General features: G+C 43.6%; 19 protein-coding genes. 16 read left to right on the top strand and 3 right to left on the bottom strand.

Annotated elements, in window-relative coordinates:
• Nucleotides 1-32: 32 nt before the first annotated feature.
• On the bottom strand, nt 33-1,274 hold the full coding sequence (locus Q1A86_RS05445; protein WP_299803927.1) for a methyltransferase: 1,242 nt from the start codon (nt 1,272-1,274) through the stop codon (nt 33-35).
• 105 nt (nt 1,275-1,379) lie between these two features.
• Here Q1A86_RS05445 and Q1A86_RS05440 point away from each other — a divergent pair, with 105 nt between their 5' ends.
• From Q1A86_RS05440 to dinB, 15 genes are all read left to right on the top strand, one after another.
• Entirely contained in the window at nt 1,380-2,048 is a 669-nt protein-coding gene (locus Q1A86_RS05440; protein WP_299803841.1) for an alpha-ketoglutarate-dependent dioxygenase AlkB, read from the top strand.
• Nucleotides 2,049-2,211: 163 nt separating this feature from the next.
• Nucleotides 2,212-2,511 (top strand): BolA family transcriptional regulator, encoded by a 300-nt coding sequence (locus Q1A86_RS05435; RefSeq protein WP_299803839.1) that lies wholly within the window; start codon nt 2,212-2,214, stop codon nt 2,509-2,511.
• Between the two features lie 410 nt (nt 2,512-2,921).
• On the top strand, nt 2,922-3,431 hold the full coding sequence (gene luxS / locus Q1A86_RS05430; protein ID WP_299803836.1) for an S-ribosylhomocysteine lyase: 510 nt from the start codon (nt 2,922-2,924) through the stop codon (nt 3,429-3,431).
• A 641-nt stretch (nt 3,432-4,072) separates the two neighbouring features.
• Nucleotides 4,073-5,407 carry a Na(+)-translocating NADH-quinone reductase subunit A gene (locus Q1A86_RS05425; protein WP_299803834.1) on the top strand — a complete coding sequence of 445 codons (1,335 nt, stop codon included), beginning with the start codon at nt 4,073-4,075 and terminating at the stop codon, nt 5,405-5,407.
• Entirely contained in the window at nt 5,407-6,606 is a 1,200-nt protein-coding gene (locus Q1A86_RS05420) for an NADH:ubiquinone reductase (Na(+)-transporting) subunit B (RefSeq protein WP_299803831.1), read from the top strand. The genes Q1A86_RS05425 and Q1A86_RS05420 overlap by 1 nt, the downstream gene beginning before the upstream one ends.
• Nucleotides 6,599-7,393 (top strand): Na(+)-translocating NADH-quinone reductase subunit C, encoded by a 795-nt coding sequence (locus Q1A86_RS05415; RefSeq protein ID WP_220764803.1) that lies wholly within the window; start codon nt 6,599-6,601, stop codon nt 7,391-7,393. Before Q1A86_RS05420 ends, Q1A86_RS05415 begins: the two co-directional genes overlap by 8 nt.
• Entirely contained in the window at nt 7,393-8,025 is a 633-nt protein-coding gene (locus Q1A86_RS05410) for an NADH:ubiquinone reductase (Na(+)-transporting) subunit D (protein ID WP_028769180.1), read from the top strand. Before Q1A86_RS05415 ends, Q1A86_RS05410 begins: the two co-directional genes overlap by 1 nt.
• Before the next feature lie 5 nt (nt 8,026-8,030).
• Nucleotides 8,031-8,639 carry an NADH:ubiquinone reductase (Na(+)-transporting) subunit E gene (nqrE, locus tag Q1A86_RS05405; RefSeq protein ID WP_012156317.1) on the top strand — a complete coding sequence of 203 codons (609 nt, stop codon included), beginning with the start codon at nt 8,031-8,033 and terminating at the stop codon, nt 8,637-8,639.
• 47 nt (nt 8,640-8,686) lie between these two features.
• On the top strand, nt 8,687-9,934 hold the full coding sequence (gene nqrF, locus Q1A86_RS05400) for an NADH:ubiquinone reductase (Na(+)-transporting) subunit F (protein WP_299803822.1): 1,248 nt from the start codon (nt 8,687-8,689) through the stop codon (nt 9,932-9,934).
• Between the two features lie 29 nt (nt 9,935-9,963).
• Nucleotides 9,964-10,980, top strand: coding sequence for an FAD:protein FMN transferase (locus Q1A86_RS05395; protein ID WP_299803820.1), 1,017 nt, complete (start codon nt 9,964-9,966; stop codon nt 10,978-10,980).
• 12 nt (nt 10,981-10,992) lie between these two features.
• Nucleotides 10,993-11,214 carry a (Na+)-NQR maturation NqrM gene (gene nqrM / locus Q1A86_RS05390; RefSeq protein WP_012156314.1) on the top strand — a complete coding sequence of 74 codons (222 nt, stop codon included), beginning with the start codon at nt 10,993-10,995 and terminating at the stop codon, nt 11,212-11,214.
• A gap of 332 nt (nt 11,215-11,546) precedes the next feature.
• Entirely contained in the window at nt 11,547-12,014 is a 468-nt protein-coding gene (bfr, locus tag Q1A86_RS05385; RefSeq protein ID WP_299803813.1) for a bacterioferritin, read from the top strand.
• A gap of 12 nt (nt 12,015-12,026) precedes the next feature.
• Nucleotides 12,027-12,494, top strand: a complete 468-nt coding sequence (gene bfr, locus Q1A86_RS05380) for a bacterioferritin (protein ID WP_220764830.1) — start codon at nt 12,027-12,029, stop codon at nt 12,492-12,494.
• Nucleotides 12,495-12,766: 272 nt separating this feature from the next.
• A complete protein-coding gene (locus Q1A86_RS05375) occupies nt 12,767-12,994 on the top strand; it encodes a hypothetical protein (protein ID WP_299803808.1) in 228 nt (75 codons plus the stop codon).
• Between the two features lie 128 nt (nt 12,995-13,122).
• Entirely contained in the window at nt 13,123-14,199 is a 1,077-nt protein-coding gene (gene dinB / locus Q1A86_RS05370; protein ID WP_299803805.1) for a DNA polymerase IV, read from the top strand.
• A gap of 503 nt (nt 14,200-14,702) precedes the next feature.
• On the opposite strand, the gene Q1A86_RS05365 is transcribed toward dinB, so the two are convergent.
• A complete protein-coding gene (locus Q1A86_RS05365; RefSeq protein ID WP_299803802.1) occupies nt 14,703-16,163 on the bottom strand; it encodes an aminoacyl-histidine dipeptidase in 1,461 nt (486 codons plus the stop codon).
• Between the two features lie 233 nt (nt 16,164-16,396).
• On the opposite strand from Q1A86_RS05365, the gene Q1A86_RS05360 reads away from it, so the two are divergent.
• Nucleotides 16,397-17,935, top strand: a complete 1,539-nt coding sequence (locus tag Q1A86_RS05360; protein ID WP_299803800.1) for a leucyl aminopeptidase family protein — start codon at nt 16,397-16,399, stop codon at nt 17,933-17,935.
• A 1,229-nt stretch (nt 17,936-19,164) separates the two neighbouring features.
• Here the strand turns inward: Q1A86_RS05360 and Q1A86_RS05355 are convergent.
• The gene (locus Q1A86_RS05355) at nt 19,165-19,356 is read right to left on the bottom strand and encodes a hypothetical protein (RefSeq protein WP_299803797.1); all 192 of its coding nucleotides are present in this window, start codon (nt 19,354-19,356) and stop codon (nt 19,165-19,167) included.
• Between the last annotated feature and the right edge of the window lie 124 nt (nt 19,357-19,480).

Here is a 19,480-nt window from a genome sequence, read left to right as displayed (position 1 = left end):
TGGCTCACCGTTTTTAGTTTATTCGCTTATGGTTAAGCTTTTGGCTTACCGTACAATGCGCTTTGCGGATGTGGTGTCTCAGTGTCAGAGCTTAAGTCCACCTCTGGATCTTGTGCCTTTTTACTGATTTTTTGCGCCTGTAAAATAACAAACTTACCGTTTGATGCCACAGTGGTGCAGTTCTTAAAAATACGCTGTAATTTGACGTGATAGGCCAAGTGACGGTTACCTACCACATGTAAAATTCCGCCATTTTTTAAACGTCTAAAGGCATCCAAGAACATCTGCCAAGCAATATGGTCGGTAATGGCCTCACCTTGATGGAAAGGAGGGTTACACAAGATGAGATCTGGACGGAAGCCTTCACTCATATTAGTTAAACAGTCATCCCAGCCAAAGGTCGCCTGTTCACCAACAAGTGCTGGATTATCTAATTGATTTAGCTCCCAGTTTTCTCTTGCTGAAGCGACAGCCATTTCAGAATCATCGATAAAGTGGATATAAGCATCAGGAAACACCTGCTTAGCGTGTAAGCCTAAGATGCCGTTACCGCAGCCCAAATCGACAATCGACTTATAGTCACCTTTTGGCATGTTATCGAGCATGATCCTAGCACCAATATCGAGTTTATTGGCGGCAAACACGTTACTTAAATTGGTGATCTGCAGCTTAAACTCAGGTACTGACCAAGTCGTTGTCTTTGGTAAAGCACGAGCCTTGCCATCGGCGATACAGGTGATGACTCGAGTTTTCTTCCATGTCAGGCTGGCACTTGCAGGCCCTAAATTCTTCTGGATAGTTTCCAGTAGCGACTTATTAATCGACTTTGCTTTCGCGCCAATTAAAACCTGAGTACCAGCTGGTAGTACATGGGACAGTCTATTTAGCTGGTGGCTAAAGTAGTTTAGATTTTTTGGCAGCTTCATCAGCACTAACTCAATTCCCTGAGGCAGCTCATCACGGCTATTCACCCAAGTTATCGACTCTTGCGATAGCTGGTTACGTTCAAGGTTTTGGCTTGTGCCCAACTGGCTGGTTTTAGCATCAGTCTCTAATGTGAGCGGCCAGCTAGGGCTAATTGATAATAAGCCTGCAGTTAGTGCACCGAAACCATCATTCACAATCGCAGTACTCACGCTGGTTTGTTCTGTATCGATTATGTGCTTTATAAGATGCTCATCGGCGGCGTCCCACGCCTGCAGGTTAGACTCTTGTCTGCTAGGGTAACGGAAGAGTTCGAGTTCAATACCCGATACTGAAAACTGTGTCGTCATATGCCAATAAGTACCAAATAAATTAGGGCGCATATTATCGCAGATTTATGATCTCAGGTATATGATGTCAATAATGATATCTGCTGTTAACGGCTAGGAGGGGCGATGAAACAAGAAGATTTAGGGGTTGATGCGCCTACTTTATCCGAGATTGAGCCTTCACAAGAGGATCTCCTTAGCAGGAGTGTGCAAGGGGGAGCCCCCTACACTTTAGTAAAGGGTTACCTTAATCATCAACAACAAGAGGCACTGATTAACGAGTCTAAACAATACCCTTTTAGCCAGCCTGAAGTGCAGGTTTACGGTAAATATCACAAGATCCCACGTCATCAGGTATGGTTTGCCGATAGGGGCTGTGATTATTTTTATTCAGGTTTGTTGATTGAAGCACGGCCCTGGCCTAAATACGCCTATAAATTGAGGCAAAAGCTCGCCAGAGATTACGGGCTCAATAGTAATGGCGTCTTGGTTAATCAATATATGGACGGACATGACTCCATGGGCTGGCACAGCGATGATGAACCTGAGATTGAGCCTGCTAGCGATATTGCGTCGCTGACACTTGGAGCGACGCGAGACTTTTTTATCCGTCATAAACAAACTCAGCAAAAAATTTGTCTACAGCTGCAAAGTGGCGACTTGCTTATTATGCATTGGCCGATGCAAAAGGATTGGGAGCACTCGCTCCCTAAACGCCTCAAGGTTAGGAATGCTCGAATCAACTATACCTTTAGGCGGTTACTTGTCGGTTTTCATCAGTCTGGAATCGATTAACGCTGTAGGGGGCTGTGTAATATGCGGCTGCATTGATGGTTTTTTGTAGCATACTCTGGCGAGGAGCTGGCTATGAACTCGCTATGTGCGTCACGAGTTGATCTTTCTAAGCTATCGCAGTAATCTGCCGCAGTCGCATTTATGCATTATTGAGAACATCGTTATGTCAGTTGAACAGATCATTACCGAAAAACTCACCGCAGCACTGTCACCGTCACACCTTGAAGTGATTAATGAAAGCCACAACCATCACGTGCCGCCTAACTCTGAGACACACTTTAAAGTGATTATCACGAGTAGTGAGTTTGAGGGGAAGCGTCTTATTGGTCGTCACCGTGCAGTAAATGAGGCATTGGCAGAAGAGTTTGCTCATGGCTTACACGCACTTTCTATGCACACTTATACTCCAGAAGAGTGGACGGCTGAGGTTGATGTACCCTTATCGCCAAAATGTAAGGGGTAATTCATTTAGCAAGTGTCAGTACTGTCTATTATTAAGAGTCTTTTAAAATGAGTCTATTGAGCTGACATAGAGTTAATATTGAGTAAGTAAAGCCACGGCAATATCGCTGTGGCTTTTTTGTATCTGTTCTCTTTTATCTCCGTTCTCTGTGAAACATTGAATGGAGTGACGTATTAGTCATCTGATCCCCATGGAACATGGAATACAAAAAAATGAGTAGTGTGGCTAAGCGAGTGGTTGCAAAGTGGTAATTAAAAGATGCGATTATGAAAAAAGATTGTAACGCTTATATTGACTGTGAGGCGGGTGTGCGTAAGTATCATCTAGCTTAAGTCGATGTCTACAGTCGATTTAGGCAGTAACTTAACCTATGCTGATTAGCCATTGAACGCGAATTTGGAGAAATTAAAATGCCGTTATTAGATAGTTTCACCGTTGACCATACTCGAATGAATGCGCCTGCGGTCCGTGTCGCAAAATCCATGGCGACACCTAAAGGCGACACCATAACGGTATTTGATCTGCGTTTTTGTGTGCCTAATAAAGAGATCTTAAGTGAGCGTGGTATTCATACTCTTGAGCATTTATTTGCAGGGTTTATGCGTGATCACTTAAATAGTGACAGCGTTGAAATCATCGATATTTCCCCTATGGGCTGTCGTACAGGTTTTTATATGAGCTTGATTGGTACACCTAGCGAGTCGGTCGTCGCGGATGCTTGGCTTGCCGCCATGCAGGATGTGTTAAAGGTCGCACTACAAACTGATATTCCAGAGCTCAATGAATATCAATGTGGCACTTATGAGATGCATTCACTTGAGCAGGCTAAAGAGATTGCCCGTAACATCATTGCAGCTGGGATCAATGTGAATCGTAATGACGATTTAAGTTTAAGTGAAGAGATCCTGAAGGGGCTTTAGCCAACCAGATATGTATGTAGTAGAAAGGCCGCTTTGCGGCTTTTTTATTGGAACAAATTCGTATTTTACTTCTTTAAGTCGATTTTTGACGCTGAAAAGCCAATTCCACAATATTTAGCTCAATGATATCTATGAGACTGCCGCATTTGTTAAACAGTTGTTTAATTATATTAAGTCTGAAATATAGCCTCTTGAGGCGAAAAATTGCCTATATGTCTCCGCTTTCGGCTATTAATCGCTGTTGTGATCCTGAGCTGGTCAGTGCATTTAAGCAGCACTTAGAAAAAACTGTAAATTTTATTTTTATTCACTTTCAAATGCAGACTCACTTGTGGCAAAAGTTAATTAACCTGTTTAAATGTATGGGGAATGTGGCTTGCAGCTATATTATAAGATTCTTAATCTGCACTGACATTTAGCATGTTTGTTCTTAAAACATTTGCAACCTTTTAAAACAGTCACATTTTTCATGGCTAGCTTGTGATATTTGGGGTAAAATGCGCGCGACCAGCGTGATTGTGATCGCAATTAAGCGATAAATCTGCGCTAGCTCAACACGAATTAGAGGTTTGTTAAAAAACTTGTGTGTTTAGCAGGAACGCGGCGCATTGTCTTTCCTTCATAACGTAGTGCTTGTGGATATGATTACAATAAAGAAAGGATTGGACCTACCTATAGCAGGCGGGCCAGAGCAAGTTATCCATGATGGTAAAGCCATCAAACACGTAGCTATTTTGGGTGAAGAGTATATTGGCTTACGTCCTACCATGAAAATTAAGGTAGGGGATAAAGTTAAAAAAGGTCAGATTCTTTTTGAAGATAAAAAGAACCTTGGCGTGATATATACGGCTTCAGCAAGTGGCACAATTTCCGAAGTTAACCGGGGCGCTCAACGTGTTCTGCAGTCTGTTGTTATAGAAGTAGAAGGGGATGAAAGCATCTCTTTTGCTAAATATGACGCCACTGCAATCGATACGTTAGAGACACAGCAAGTACGTGACAACCTGATCCAATCAGGCTTGTGGACTGCTTTGCGTACGCGTCCTTTCAGTAAAGTACCTAGCGTTGATTCAACTGCCGCAGGTATTTTCGTCACCGCTATCGATACTCAACCACTGGCAGCAGATCCTGTTGTCGTGATTGCAGAACATAAAGCTGACTTTGAAAACGGACTTAAGGTTCTTTCAAAGTTAACTGAAGGTAAGGTTTACCTTTGTAAAGCACCAGGCGCTGATATTCCTGCTGCTAACACTCAGGTAGAAGAGTTTGCTGGTTTGCATCCTGCGGGATTGCCTGGCACGCACATTCATAACCTATTACCTGCTTCTGCAACCAGAACGGTTTGGCACATTAACTACCAAGACGTGATTGCGGTTGGTAAGTTGTTTGCTACGGGTGAGTTATATACCCAAAGAGTTGTGGCAATAGCCGGCCCTAAAGCTGTTAAACCTCGCCTAGTTCGCACTCAAGTTGGTGCATCTATGGCGCAGTTACTTGACGGCGAAACAGCAGAAGGTAATGTTCGTTCTATCTCTGGCTCTGTTTTAAACGGTCGCAACGCTATTGGCCCTCACGCTTACCTCGGTCGTTATCATAATCAGGTGAGCTTGTTAGAAGAAGGCACAGAGAAAGAACTATTTGGTTGGGCAATGCCTGGCTCAGATAAGTTCTCTATTACCCGTGCATTCCTCGGACACCTTTCATCTTCTCGTCTGTTCAACATGACAACGAGCACAGGTGGTAGTGATCGTGCAATGGTACCAATTGGTAACTATGAGCGCGTTATGCCGCTAGATATTCTGCCAACTATGTTACTTCGTGATCTGGTTTCAGGTGATTACGATGGCGCTGCAACCTTGGGTGCATTGGAGTTGGATGAAGAAGATTTGGCACTGTGTACTTTCGTATGTCCTGGTAAATATGACTACGCGTCATATCTACGTGACTGCTTAGATACGATTGTGAGGGAAGGCTAATGGGCTTAAAACAGTTTTTCGAAAATATTGAGCCGCAGTTTGAAAAAGGCGGCAAATATGAGAAGTTTTATGCGCTTTTTGAAGCAGCATATACTGTCTTTTACACCCCAGGTCATGTGAACAAGGGCCGTACCCATGTTCGTGATAACCTGGACCTAAAACGTATGATGATTACGGTTTGGGCATGTGCATTCCCTGCAATGTTTGTAGGTATGTACAACGTAGGTTTACAAGCACAAGATGCATTAGTGGCTGGTTTTGCTGCTCCTGACACTTGGCAAGTCGCTCTTTTCGGTATGTTTGGTACTGAATTGACTGCAAATTCGGGTGTTGCCGCATTGATGTGGTATGGCGCCTGTTGGTTCTTACCCATATATGCGGTGACATTCGCTGTCGGTGGTATATGGGAAGTCCTATTTGCATCAGTACGCGGACATGAAGTTAACGAAGGCTTCTTTGTTACCTCAATCCTTTTCGCATTAACACTGCCTGCAACTATTCCACTTTGGATGGTAGCCTTAGGTATTACCTTTGGTGTGGTCGTGGCGAAAGAGATTTTCGGTGGTACAGGCCGTAACTTCCTAAACCCTGCACTGGCTGGTCGTGCATTCCTATTCTTCGCTTACCCGCTAAGTATGTCAGGCGACACCACTTGGGTTGTTGCTGACGGTTTCTCTGGTGCAACAGCACTGAGTCAAGCGGCGCAAGGCACACTAGAATACGGTTTAACTACTGACTGGTGGAATGCCTTCTTCGGCTTCATTCCTGGTTCAGTTGGTGAAGTTTCAACGCTCGCTATCTTAATTGGTGGTGCAGTAATCATCTACACCCGTATCGCTTCTTGGCGTATCGTTGGTGGTGTGATGGTCGGTATGATTGCCGTTTCTTACCTACTTAACTTTATCGGTAGCGATACTAACCCAATGTTTGCAATGCCTTGGTACTGGCACCTTGTTTTAGGTGGCTTTGCGTTCGGTATGATGTTTATGGCGACAGACCCTGTATCAGCGTCTTTCACTAATAACGCAAAGTGGGGCTACGGTATTCTTATCGGTGCTATGGCAGTATTCATTCGCGTTATCAACCCAGCTTTCCCTGAAGGCATGATGTTGGCTATCTTGTTCGCGAATCTATTTGCTCCATTATTTGACCATTTCGTGGTTCAGTCGAATATTAAGCGGAGGATTGCACGTGGCTAGTAATAAAGATTCTTTCGGTAGAACACTATTTGTTGTTGTTGGCTTGTGTTTCATCTGCTCTATGTTCGTTTCGACGGCTGCAGTATTGTTGAAACCTACCCAACAAGAAAACAAACTACTCGATAAGCAAAAGTACATTCTTGAAGCTGCAGGACTTATCAACCCTCGCGAAGGTAAAGTTGAGAAGTCTCAAGTCTTGGCTACATACGACAAGTATGTTGAAGCTAAGTTAGTCGACCTTAAAACCGGTGACTTTGTAGAAGGTGATGCCAACACGTTTGATGCTGATAAAGCTGCGCGTACTCCAGCAACGTCTTTTGTACCGAAGAACGACATTGCATCAGTTAAGCGCGTAGCAAATGAAGCAGTTGTTTATCTAGTACATGATGACAACAAGCAGCTACAAACTGTGATTATTCCTATTAAAGGTTATGGTTTGTGGTCAACTATGTATGCTTTCTTAGCGGTTGAGCCTGACTTGAATACTATTCGTAGCTTAGTTTATTACGACTTCACTGGCTCTGGTGAGACACCAGGTCTTGGTGGTGAAGTTCAAAATCCTCAATGGATTGCTAAGTGGACAGGTAAGAAGCTATACAACGACAAGGGTGAGCTCGCGATTAGTGTGACTAAGAACCCTGCTGTTGCTGCTTCACCTTACGGTGTTGATGCACTGTCAGGTGCAACGCTTACCGGTAATGGTGTGCAGCACTCACTTGATTTTTGGTTAGGTGAGGAAGGTTTTGCTCGCTTTATCGAAAAAGCTCGCAATGGAGGGCTTAGCTAATGGCTGATGCTAAAGAACTTAAATCGGTTCTAATTGGACCTATTGTCAGCAACAACCCAATTGCTCTGCAAATCTTGGGTGTATGTAGTGCCTTGGCTGTAACCAGTAAGATGGAAACTGCATTGGTAATGACGATTGCACTGACTGCAGTATGTGCCTTATCGAATCTATTTATTTCATTGATTCGTAATCACATTCCAAGCAGCGTACGTATTATCGTGCAGATGACGATTATTGCGTCTCTAGTAATCGTGGTAGACCAAGTACTACAAGCTTACGCTTATGATGTTGCTAAGCAGTTATCGGTATTCGTTGGTTTGATTATTACTAACTGTATCGTAATGGGCCGTGCAGAGGCTTACGCGATGAAGACTCCTCCTATGATGAGCTTCATGGACGGTATCGGTAATGGTCTAGGCTACGGTGCAATCTTGTTGTCAGTTGGCTTCGTACGTGAATTGTTTGGTAATGGTTCATTATTCGGCATTGAAATCCTAAGCAAGATTTCAGACGGTGGCTGGTATCAGCCTAACGGCCTATTGCTTCTGCCTCCGAGCGCGTTCTTCCTGATTGGTGCATTGATCTGGATTATTCGTGTGATGAAGCCAGAGCAAGTTGAAGCAAAAGGATAAGCATAATGGAACATTATATTAGTCTATTAATTCGTTCTGTTTTCATTGAAAACATGGCGCTATCCTTTTTCCTTGGTATGTGTACTTTTCTTGCAGTATCTAAGAAAGTAAAAACAGCCATGGGCTTAGGTGTTGCAGTTATCGTGGTACTGGCTATTTCAGTTCCTGTTAACCAAATTATCTATCAAGGTATTCTAGCTCCAGGCGCATTAGCTTGGGCGGGTGTACCAGATGCTGACTTGAGCTTTTTGAAGTTCATCACCTTTATCGGTGTGATTGCAGCTTTGGTTCAAATCCTTGAGATGGCATTAGATAAGTATTTCCCACCGCTATATAACGCATTGGGGATCTTCCTACCGCTAATCACAGTAAACTGTGCAATTTTCGGTGCAGTATCTTTCATGGTTGAGCGTGACTACAACCTAGGTGAAAGCTTGGTGTTTGGTATAGGTTCTGGTATCGGTTGGGCATTAGCACTTGTGCTGCTTGCTGGTATCCGTGAAAAGTTAAAATATGCTGATGTTCCTGATGGGCTTCGCGGCTTAGGTATTACCTTTGTTACCGCTGGTTTGATGGCTCTAGGTTTCATGTCGTTCTCAGGTGTGTCTCTGTAAAGAGGCACCATAACGACGTCTTAATTTGAACCTTTAAGGATAAGTTAATGGGTATTCTTGAATCTACTCCAATCGATGTATATCTCGGTGTGAGTATGTTTACCGCGATTGTATTGGTTTTGGTTTTGGTGATTTTATTTGCTAAATCTAAGCTAGTTGCAAGCGGCGATGTCACTATTGGCATCAACGATGACGCGAGTAAAGCAATTAAAACAGCAGCTGGTGGTAAGCTACTAGGCGCATTGGCAGAGAGCGGTATTTTCGTTTCATCTGCATGTGGCGGTGGTGGTACTTGTGGTCAGTGTAAAGTGCACGTTAAATCAGGTGGTGGTGATATTCTACCAACTGAATTGGACCATATCAGCAAAGGTGAAGCTCGTGGCGGTTGCCGTTTATCTTGTCAGGTAAACGTTAAAACTGACATGGAGATTGAACTAGAAGAAGAGATTTTTGGTGTTAAGAAGTGGGAATGTGAAGTTATCTCTAACGATAGCAAAGCCACCTTCATCAAAGAGCTTAAGCTACAAATTCCTGATGGTGACTCTGTACCTTTCCGGGCAGGTGGTTACATTCAGATTGAAGCACCAGCGCACCATGTTAAGTACGCAGATTACGATATTCCTGCAGAATACCGTGGCGACTGGGAACACTTTGGCTTCTTCAAGCTAGAATCTCAGGTCGATGATGAAACAATCCGTGCATATTCAATGGCGAACTATCCTTTAGAGGAAGGTATCATCATGTTGAACGTACGTATTGCGACGCCACCTCCACGCAACTTGTCTCTGCCTTGTGGTAAGATGTCATCGTACATCTTTAGCCTAAAAGCGGGTGATAAGGTGACAATTTCTGGTCCATTTGGTGAGTTCTTCGCTAAAGAAACTGACGCAGAAATGGTATTCATCGGTGGTGGTGCTGGTATGGCGCCAATGCGCTCGCATATCTTCGACCAACTTAAGCGTCTTAACTCGAAGCGTAAGATGAGTTTCTGGTACGGTGCACGTTCTAGTCGTGAAATGTTCTATGTTGAAGATTTCGATGGCTTAGCGGCAGACAACGACAACTTCCAATGGCATGTTGCACTGTCTGATCCACAGCCTGAAGACAACTGGGATGGCTACACTGGCTTTATTCATAACGTATTGTATGAGAACTACTTACGTGACCATGAAGCACCAGAAGATTGTGAGTACTACATGTGTGGCCCACCAATGATGAACGCAGCTGTTATTGGCATGCTTAAAGATCTTGGTGTCGAAGATGAAAACATCCTGTTGGATGACTTCGGTGGCTAACCCTTCTCTTATTGGAGATCTAGGTCAATATGTTTAAGACCTTAGTAAACTGGCTGGCCCTTATCGGGTTAGCCTTTTTTATTTCAGCTTGTACTAAACAAGCTGAAGTGATTTCACTGTCTGGCAACACAATGGGCACGACTTACCATATTAAGGTCGTTCCTAATGAAAGAATGCCAGATGTTCAGTTACTGCAAGCAGAGATCGACTTAGCCCTAGAAAAGGTTAACGATCAGATGTCGACTTACCGACCAAACTCTGAGTTATCTAAGTTCAACCAGATGACTCGCAGCGATAAGGTTGAAGTATCGGCGGACACTGCCAAGGTAATTGCTGAAGGATTAGCATTATACAAAATAACCGATGGGGCCTTAGATATTACTTTAGGGCCGTTAGTTAATTTATGGGGCTTTGGTCCGGATAAGAAACCGACTCAAATACCATCTCAACAAGCAATAGATGCCGCTATGGAGCGAACTGGTATTGAAGCGATAGAAGTTGATGGCAATAGAATTAGTAAGCAAGATCCTGACATCTATGTCGACTTGTCTTCTATTGCAAAAGGTTTCGGTGTTGATAAAATAGCCGCCTTACTAGATAAGTACCAGCCGACAGGTTATTTAGTTGAGATAGGTGGTGAGATTAGCTTACGTGGCACTAAAGCCGATGGTTCTTTATGGCGTATTGCTATTGAGCAACCAGGCGATTCTGGTGGGGCTATTCAACAAGTTATTTCGCCCAAGAATATGGCGATGGCAACATCAGGGGATTATCGTAATTATTACGAAGAAGACGGAAAGCGTTTTTCACACCTGATCGATCCACGCACAGGCTACCCGATACACCATAGATTAGCGTCGGTAACTGTACTGCATGAAGAATCAATGATTGCAGATGGCTACGCGACTGCTATGATGGTGCTAGGTACTCAAGCGTCACTAGAACTTGCCAAACGTGAGCATCTAGCGATAATGCTTATTGAAAAGCAAGATGATGGCTTTAAAGTCTTCTATAGTGAAGCTTTCAAACCTTTCGTTACTCAGTAGTTGGAGTCGAATATGAGCACATTTATTGCGGCTTTTGTCGTGTTATTAGGTTTCTTTTTCTTAATGTCGATAGGCTATTTAGTCAAGCGACAAGCCGTTGCTGGAAGCTGCGGTGGTCTCGGTGCGCTCGGAATTGAGAAAGCGTGTGATTGTGATGATCCATGCGACAAGCGCAAAGCACGCATGGCAGAACAAGAACGCCGTGAAAAATTAGAGCAGAATCGCATTATTTAATTCTGCATAGTTCGCGACAATTAAGGCTCCTTTATAGGAGCCTTTTTTATATCATTTTTCACTAAAGCAGCTTGTTGTTACTGCCTACACTCATATATAGCGCCAACAAGTGTTCACCAGTTGTTACCGCTTTGATTTGTCTATGTGCTAATCGATTAGTTTAACTAGATAAATACACATCGCCTTCCTTATTTACCCAAGTAAGAATTAAAGTACTAATGAGAATGGTTATCCTTACTAAGATTTTGAAATATAAAGTTTATTTGTAAGTGGTCGTTTTTTGTTCTAGGTTATAAATATTGATATAGATCAATTTAACTAAGGATGAACAGATGAAAGGACAACCTAAGATCATTAGTCAGCTCAATAAGGTGCTGACCAGCGAACTTACCGCAATTAATCAGTATTTCCTCCATGCTCGCATGTTTAAGAATTGGGGTTTAGGTGAACTCGATGAAAAGGCCTATAAAAAATCCATTCAAGACATGAAGCATGCCGATAAGTTAATTGAGCGAGTGTTGTTCCTTGAAGGGCTACCAAACCTACAACAGTTAGATAAAATTCGGATCGGTGAACATAGCCAAGAGATGCTTGAGTGCGACAAAGTCATGCTTGAAGAGGAATTGGTATTGCTTCGTGAGGCGATAGCCCTATGTGAGTTAGAGGCTGATTATGTTAGTCGAGATATCTTAGAGGACTTACTAGAAGATGAAGAGGAGCACCTCGATTGGCTTGAGGCACAGCTAGAACTTATCTCGTTAATGGGTATTCAAAACTACCTACAGTCAAAAATGAGCTAACTGGAGGCAGTTATGAAAGGTAACAAAGAAGTCATCGACACGCTTAATAAATTGCTCACAGGTGAGCTATCGGCAATGGATCAGTATTTCGTTCATGGTTTAATGTATGAAGACTGGGGGCTCAATGAACTTCATGAGCGCATTTCTCATGAGAGTGATGATGAACGCGAACACGCTAAAAAGTTAGTGCAAAGAATCCTCTTTTTAGAGGGAACACCAGACGTTGCCAGTCGAGAACCGTTAAACATTGGCAAAGATACTGAGCAGATGCTTAAGAATGATTTAGCCTATGAGTATCAGGTTGCTGATAACTTACGCAGCGCAATTGCCTTGTGCGAGCAGAAGAGTGATTATGAAAGCCGTGAGATCTTAGAGGTATTACTCGAAGAAACCGAGTCCGATCATATGTATTGGCTTGAGAAGCAACTCGGGTTGATTGATAAGGTTGGCCTACCAAACTACCTTCAAAGTAAGATGTAAGCGATATAAACGATGATTTACGAGTCGCAATATAGCGGCTCTTTTTTTGGCGATATTTCCCCCAGCTCTCCCTAATTGATACTCAAACTGATAGCAAAGCTGATTGTCCGAACTGCTGATACAGCCTGGGTTCAGCTCTATCGGATTAATCTAGCATTAGACGATGCGATTATTGCTTTTGATCTCGCGCTTTCGCAGCTAAAGCCAGCGGATAAAGCCAGAGTACAGCATTAGTCACACTGCCATCTTATCTGACTGCTTGGGGGCGGGCGATGTTGATAACATCTGAAACAAATAAGACTCAGCTAGATGCAGATAATCAGTTTCAAATTGATTATCTGCTTGAGTATATCGAACGCCTCGAGGCCCAAGTGAATGATGAGAAGCTGCTCGCGGATCCTAGGCAGGGATTTTCTAATCATATTAAGCCTTTATCCATTTTATCTGCAGAAGAACTGACGATGCTCAGTAAGCTTTTTTATCCCGAGCCTAATAGTTGAATCATACTTTAGATTAACTGCTTAGCACTTTTACAGGCTGCCATTATGTTAAGTCAGCATTTGATCTGTGTGGTTTATATTGAATACTGTTTTTATATACAGTAATATTCTTTTCGGAGGATATTGGCTTGCAAAAAATTATTCATGTCGACATGGATTGCTTCTACGCCGCAGTGGAAATGCGCGACTTTCCCGAATTAAGAGGGAAACCTATTGCTGTGGGTGGGCGCAGCGATCGTCGTGGGGTGATAAGTACCTGTAATTACGAGGCACGTCAGTTTGGCGTACGCTCGGCTATGGCATCTGGCTATGCCCTGAAGCTTTGTCCTGATCTGATATTAGTACCAGGGCGAATGCAGGTCTATAAAGAAGTCTCCAGTCAAATTAGAGCTGTATTTGAACGTTACACCGACTTAATTGAACCTTTATCTTTAGATGAAGCCTATCTGGATGTCACAGATAGCCCGCACTGCAAAGGCTCTGCAACCTTAATTGCCGAAGCTATTCGAGCCGACATCTTGGCCGAGACTGGTTTGACGGCATCTGCAGGGATCGCGCCTGTTAAGTTCCTAGCCAAAATAGCCTCAGATCTAAATAAACCTAATGGACAGTATGTGATCCGCCCAGACATGATTAATGAGTTTGTTAAAACCTTACCGCTGATAAAAATTCCAGGTGTTGGCAAAGTTACCGCTAAAAAACTAGCCGATTTAGGCTTACATACCTGTAGTGATGTACAGGCATATCCTCAGGCGCAGTTGGTTGAGCGTTTTGGTAAGTTTGGCAGTGTATTGATTGAGCGAGCTAAAGGCATAGACAAGCGTAGCATTTCACCTAATCGAGAGCGCAAATCCGTTGGGGTTGAAACCACCTTAGCCAAAGATATTCACACGCTGGAGCAGTGCCGATCCGTGATGCCTCAACTTATTCAAGAGCTAGGTGCACGAGTGAGTCGCAGTGCCAAGGACAGAACTATCCACAAGCAAGTCGTTAAAATTAAGTTTGAGGACTTTAAACAGACAACTATTGAACATCGAAGTGATGAAATCTCGGTAAACCTGTTTTATCAGTTACTTGAGCAAGCGATGGAAAGGCAGCATGACCGTGGTATTCGCTTACTAGGGGTATCGGTGGGGCTGGCTTCAAATAGTATGACAACAGAAGATAACGATGCGGATAGCTCGCAGATGGATTTAGGTTTTTAACTGTTTATACTGATTGGTATTAGACTGAAATAGCGTTTTAAAACTAATTACAGTTAATTAACCTTTTACTGGAGTGCGTTCCAGTACTGCTAGCAACAGCTTCCAGTATTGACCCACGGTGGTGATATTTACTTTTCATTAGGGCTACTGCTTGGGTAAAGTGAGTAGCGAATGGCTTGGGGTTAGAATGGTAATAGATACCCTAGCTGATGTTAGATATAACAAAGGCCACTCATTGCGATGTGGCCTTTGTTAGCGTTTTAAAACTAATTACAGTTAATTAGCCTTTAACTGGAGTACGTTCCAGTACGGCTAACAACAGCTTCCAGTATTGGCCAACGGTAGTGATATTCACTTTTTCATTAGGGCTACTGCTTGGGTAAAGTGAGTAGCGAATGGCTTGGGGTTAGAATGGTAATAGATACCCTAGCTGATGTTAGATATAACAAAGGCCACTTATTGCTAATTAATAGCTAAGTGGCCTTTTGACTTTGCAAGGTTGATTAGCCTTTAACTGGAGTACGTTCAAGTACGGCTAACAACAGCTTCCAGTATTGGCCAACGGTAGTGATATTCACTTTTTCATCAGGGCTATGCGGGTAGCGAATAGTTGGGCCAATAGACACCATATCCATCTCTGGGTAAGGCTTCTTAAATAGTCCACATTCAAGACCTGCGTGGATCACCATGATAGTCGGCTCTTTATCGTAAATCGCTTCGTAGGTTTCACGAACGCTTGCCATGACTGGTGAGCTATTATCAGGCTTCCAGCCAGGATAAGCACCGCTGAACTCAACATTTGCACCAGCAAGATTAGCAAGCGAGGTCAATACGCCTTCCACTTCGCTGCGGCCTGAATCAATCAATGAACGGATAAGGCAAAGGATTTGTACGCCGTTATCATCGGTGCTGATCACACCCACGTTAAGCGAAGTCTCAGTTACGCCTTCAACTTCATCACTCATGCGAATGACGCCATTTGGACAGGCATTAAGTAGATCGACAAGGATCTGCTGTGAGTCTTCGCTCATTACTTGCTTCTCAGCTGGGATTTCAGCCAAGGTGAGCACTGTTCCCGGGTCTGCAATCGCTAATTCTTCACGCACTAAGGCCTGAAATTCAGTAATACGAGTTTGCAGTAGTGTTAAATTTTCCGGTGGCAGCATAAAGCTGACTTCGGCTTCACGTGGAATCGCATTGCGCAGTGAGCCACCAACAAATTGAGTTAACTCGATGGCAAGTTCATCGCCATGATCAAACAGGAAGCGCGCTAATAGTTTATTAGCGTTACCACGGCCCAAGTGAATGTTAACGCCAGAGTGACCGCCCTTAAGGCCAGAAATCGACAGTTTATAGCTGGCATTTGTCGGCTCTGGAGATTGCCAAACCATAGGTACGCTTAACTGTGCATCAACACCGCCAGCACAACCCATGTAGATCTCACCTTCTTGCTCTGAGTCAGTGTTGATTAGTATTTCAGCGTCAAGCATGCCGGCCTCTAAGCCAAATGCACCTGTCATGCCCGCTTCTTCGTCTATGGTAAGCAGCACTTCTAGTGGGCCGTGAGGGATATCATCGGCGCCTAAAATGGCTAGTGCAGAGGCCATACCGATACCGTTATCAGCGCCTAGTGTGGTGCCCTTCGCCTTAACCCAGTCACCATCGACATAAGCTTCAATCGGGTCTTTCTCAAAATCATGAACTTTATCAGCGTTCTTCTGCGGCACCATATCGATATGGGCTTGAAGCACAACAGTCTTACGGTCTTCCATGCCCGCGGTGGCAGGTTTTTTGATGATCAGGTTACCGACCTTGTCTTCAACGACACTGAGTTGTTTGTCTTTAGCCCAAGCCTGAATATGAGCACTCAAGGCTTGCTCATGTTTAGAGGGATGCGGAATGGCACAGATCTGTTCGAACCATTGCCAAAGTGCTTGTGGTTGTAACTGACTAAGAGTGGTCACTTAAAAATCTCCTATTCGAGTAATATCTATCGCGCGCGGCTGCCAGTGAGGCAGAAATTGCAGACAGTCTAGCATAGTCTTACTGCGCCGCGGAGTCGTAAGCTGCTTGATGAATTCAGCCTTGTCAGCCGAAGTTTCCACAATAGTTTTCATACTCGGTAAAGTCGTTGGTAATCTGACCACAATAGGGGAATAATGCGGGAGCAAAATTATAAAATTAAGAAGGAAAGGTTATGGGATCAGTTAAGTTTGTTGATGAAGTCGATCAAGGAGCCATTTTTGAAGGAAACGGCTGGGATGCCCTCGTGGTGGTCACCGCTGATCTTGAATCATTGCAATTTGATGAGATTGTAATGCTAGCAAATCATGGTCAAAAGATAGATAAGCGGGTTGGCCAGTCTCCTACATTGCTATTTGCTCCTGGGATGGCTGGTGGACGCCTGATTATTGCACCAGTCAAAAAGGCGGATGATGACTATCAAGATGTTCGCGTCTTCGCCGATGCAGCAAGACAAGGTATCAAACTGGCAAAAGATGCGGGAGCTAAGCGTCCTTTACTCATAGTCAACAACTTAGCTGAACAGCGTTATCAAAATGCCGCTCAAGTGGCTGCGCTTGCTTGCGGCCAAGAGCTTTGGCAAGCATTGGAGCTTAGAGAAGCGGGAGCTGGTGATCAGCCGTTAGAAGCCATTGGCCTGTTAAGTGATAAAAAAAGCGCAGTAGCACTCACTGCAATCGAGGCGGGCAGGGTACTGGCACGAGACCTTTGTGGCACCGAGCCAGAACGTATGTCTGCACCAGCCTTTGCCGATTACTGCATCGAAGCACTTCAAGATTCAGGCTTATTAATGAGTGTGGTCGAAGACCGAGACATTCTTGAGCGAGATTATCCACTATTATGTGCAGTCGGCCGCTCATCTTTTGGTGTACTGAGACATCAACCTCGGGTGGTAAAGCTTGAATATGTGGGCGAGGGCGAAATTGAACATACCTATATGTTTGCAGGCAAAGGCGTAGTGTATGACACGGGTGGCGCCGATCTAAAAATTGCCGGTGGTATGGCAGGAATGAGCCGAGATAAAGGCGGCGCGGCTGCAGTAGCGGGTCTAATGAAAACTATCAGTATGTTAAAACCTAAGGGGATTCGGATTGTCGCCGAGTTAGGTTTAGTGAGAAACAGCATCGGTAGTGAAGCCTTTGTCACCGACGAGATCATCACTAGTCATGCGGGTAAACGTGTCCGTATTGGTAATACTGATGCAGAAGGACGCCTAGTGCTAGCTGATCTGCTTTCTCATTTACGTATAAAGGCTATCACAGCGGTTAACCCACAGATGTTCTCGGTAGCGACACTAACCGGACATGTGGTGCGTTGCTTTGGCGGATATACTGCGGTCGTGGAAAATAGCGTAGCTAAGCAGCAAAATGTTGCTTCAGTGATGCAAGAGCAAGCATCGCTTTGGGGCGAGCCTATTGAGGTGAGTCAGTTACGCCGGGATGATTTTAGTAAAATTGTCGACCCATCCGCGGCTGCAGATATGTTGTCCTCTAATAATGCACCATCATCAGTGACCGCTCGCGGGCATCAGTACCCAGCGGCATTTTTGATTGAAGCATCAGGTCTTAGTCCTCATGGCTTAAATGCTGACAAGCCGATTGCTTATACTCATATCGATATCGCCGGTAGTGCAACCGAAGGACACCCTCAATACGGTACGCCAACGGCAACACCTTTAGTCGGCTTGTTTCATTACATTACAGCGACTAAGTGAGCTGAATAATAATGTGATGTCGGTGTTTTAGTTTATATAATCTATAAAACCAGTGCCTTACGTGCTGGTTTTTTGTTTGTGTCCTAGAGTCTAATCAAAGAGGTATAGAGGCTTTCGCTAATAAATCTTGTAATAAAATAACGTAAAAATGTTTATTTTGGCTTTTTTAATAAAAAAGCTTGTAATAAAACTACATTTCTCTATAATTGCTTTCGTCGGGTAAGCAATGGTGCTTCGCGACACTTAGTCTATCCAGGATGGATAATTCTCCAAGGAATCGAGCGACAAGTTGACTCTACAAGCCAACGAACGGCTTTTACGAAAGTAGAGTATATGGAATTCAACTTTGTTTGGAGTAATCAATATGTATTTTAGTCACACTATTTATTCGCAGAGCTTTTGGTTAAACACAGAAATTTTGCGTGGCGGTTTATACGCCATGACTTTAAAGGGCTAACCCTCCTTTTTAGTTAACCAGTTTCCATCAACCTTTATTGTATCTTTTTAGATGCTTGTAGACCAAGTCGCAGATGGCCCGAGTTAGTATACTCCGCTGTTTGCCATTGATTACCGCTGGCGCGTTAACCAATTTCCGTTAGGAACACTTGAAATGTCTTGCCCGCTCATTGAGTGGGCTTTTTTTTGGCTGAAATTCAGCCAAGCCATTAATGGTCTGCTTATAATTCACGCTAATCGTGTAGTATTTTTGATCAGAAATGCTGCCTGTTTGTGATATTAGGCATCCAACCTGCTTTCAGTGTGAGCTATATCACTGCTTGGTGTCGTAAAATTACCGCTGTGACAGTTTTTGAGCATTATTTATAATAAATACTTGTAATAAAATTACAGAGGCATATAATTGTCGTCACTGGTTAAGCAGAGTCTTTCCAGTTTTAAAGTCTATCCAGGATGGATAATTCTCCAAGGAATCGAGCGACAAGTTGCCTCATTAGATTAGTTTGGCTCAACCCCATAGACTGATTTAATTTGAGATTAAGTTTACAACTTTGTTAGGAGTACCGACTATGTCTTATACAGGACAAACTTCGATTTATTGGCAAAACACTTGGTTGGATTCAAATGTTTTGCGTGGCGGTTTATACGCCATGACTTTTAAGGGCTAACCCTCCTTTAGAGTAATTTCATCATTCCATCAACCTTATAACACCCTTTGGGTGTGTTTAGACTCAAGTGGTATGTTGACCTTGTCGATATGCCATTGATTAACGCTAGCGCGCTAACCGATTTCCTTTTGGAACACTTGAAACATGTCTTGCCAGCTCTTTGAGCTGGTTTTTTTTTGCCTTGAATTTGATGGGTCTAGAAGGTCGGTGGATATCAATACCGATATTGCTATGAATTAACGCCAGCAACATTATGCCGATTTCCTTTTGGCGCTCTGTTAGAGATAGTTGAAACATGTCTTGCCAGCTCTTTGAGCTGGTTTTTTTTGCCTTGAATTTAAGGCGGTCAATCAGGCTGCGCCTGGGCTTTAAGTTAGACTTCGTCTAACAAACTTGCGTTTGAAGCAATCAAGCTACGCTT

The organism is uncultured Shewanella sp. (assembly GCF_947497935.1).
In the GTDB taxonomy this organism is placed as follows: Bacteria; Pseudomonadota; Gammaproteobacteria; order Enterobacterales; family Shewanellaceae; genus Shewanella.
This window is presented reverse-complemented; position numbering and strand designations above follow the sequence as displayed.

Bases quoted from the DNA above. Each gene is read 5' to 3' on its own strand.
- Q1A86_RS05395 (WP_299803820.1), top strand. From the start codon at position 9,964: ATGTTTAAGACCTTAGTAAACTGGCTGGCCCTTATCGGGTTAGCCTTT.
- bfr (WP_220764830.1), top strand. From the start codon at position 12,027: ATGAAAGGTAACAAAGAAGTCATCGACACGCTTAATAAATTGCTCACA.
- nqrF (WP_299803822.1), top strand. From the start codon at position 8,687: ATGGGTATTCTTGAATCTACTCCAATCGATGTATATCTCGGTGTGAGT.
- nqrE (WP_012156317.1), top strand. From the start codon at position 8,031: ATGGAACATTATATTAGTCTATTAATTCGTTCTGTTTTCATTGAAAAC.
- Q1A86_RS05445 (WP_299803927.1), bottom strand. From the start codon at position 1,274: ATGACGACACAGTTTTCAGTATCGGGTATTGAACTCGAACTCTTCCGT.
- nqrM (WP_012156314.1), top strand. From the start codon at position 10,993: ATGAGCACATTTATTGCGGCTTTTGTCGTGTTATTAGGTTTCTTTTTC.
- luxS (WP_299803836.1), top strand. From the start codon at position 2,922: ATGCCGTTATTAGATAGTTTCACCGTTGACCATACTCGAATGAATGCG.
- Q1A86_RS05435 (WP_299803839.1), top strand. From the start codon at position 2,212: ATGTCAGTTGAACAGATCATTACCGAAAAACTCACCGCAGCACTGTCA.
- Q1A86_RS05375 (WP_299803808.1), top strand. From the start codon at position 12,767: ATGTTGATAACATCTGAAACAAATAAGACTCAGCTAGATGCAGATAAT.
- Q1A86_RS05425 (WP_299803834.1), top strand. From the start codon at position 4,073: ATGATTACAATAAAGAAAGGATTGGACCTACCTATAGCAGGCGGGCCA.
- Q1A86_RS05420 (WP_299803831.1), top strand. From the start codon at position 5,407: ATGGGCTTAAAACAGTTTTTCGAAAATATTGAGCCGCAGTTTGAAAAA.
- Q1A86_RS05360 (WP_299803800.1), top strand. From the start codon at position 16,397: ATGGGATCAGTTAAGTTTGTTGATGAAGTCGATCAAGGAGCCATTTTT.
- Q1A86_RS05440 (WP_299803841.1), top strand. From the start codon at position 1,380: ATGAAACAAGAAGATTTAGGGGTTGATGCGCCTACTTTATCCGAGATT.
- bfr (WP_299803813.1), top strand. From the start codon at position 11,547: ATGAAAGGACAACCTAAGATCATTAGTCAGCTCAATAAGGTGCTGACC.
- Q1A86_RS05410 (WP_028769180.1), top strand. From the start codon at position 7,393: ATGGCTGATGCTAAAGAACTTAAATCGGTTCTAATTGGACCTATTGTC.
- Q1A86_RS05355 (WP_299803797.1), bottom strand. From the start codon at position 19,356: ATGTTTCAACTATCTCTAACAGAGCGCCAAAAGGAAATCGGCATAATG.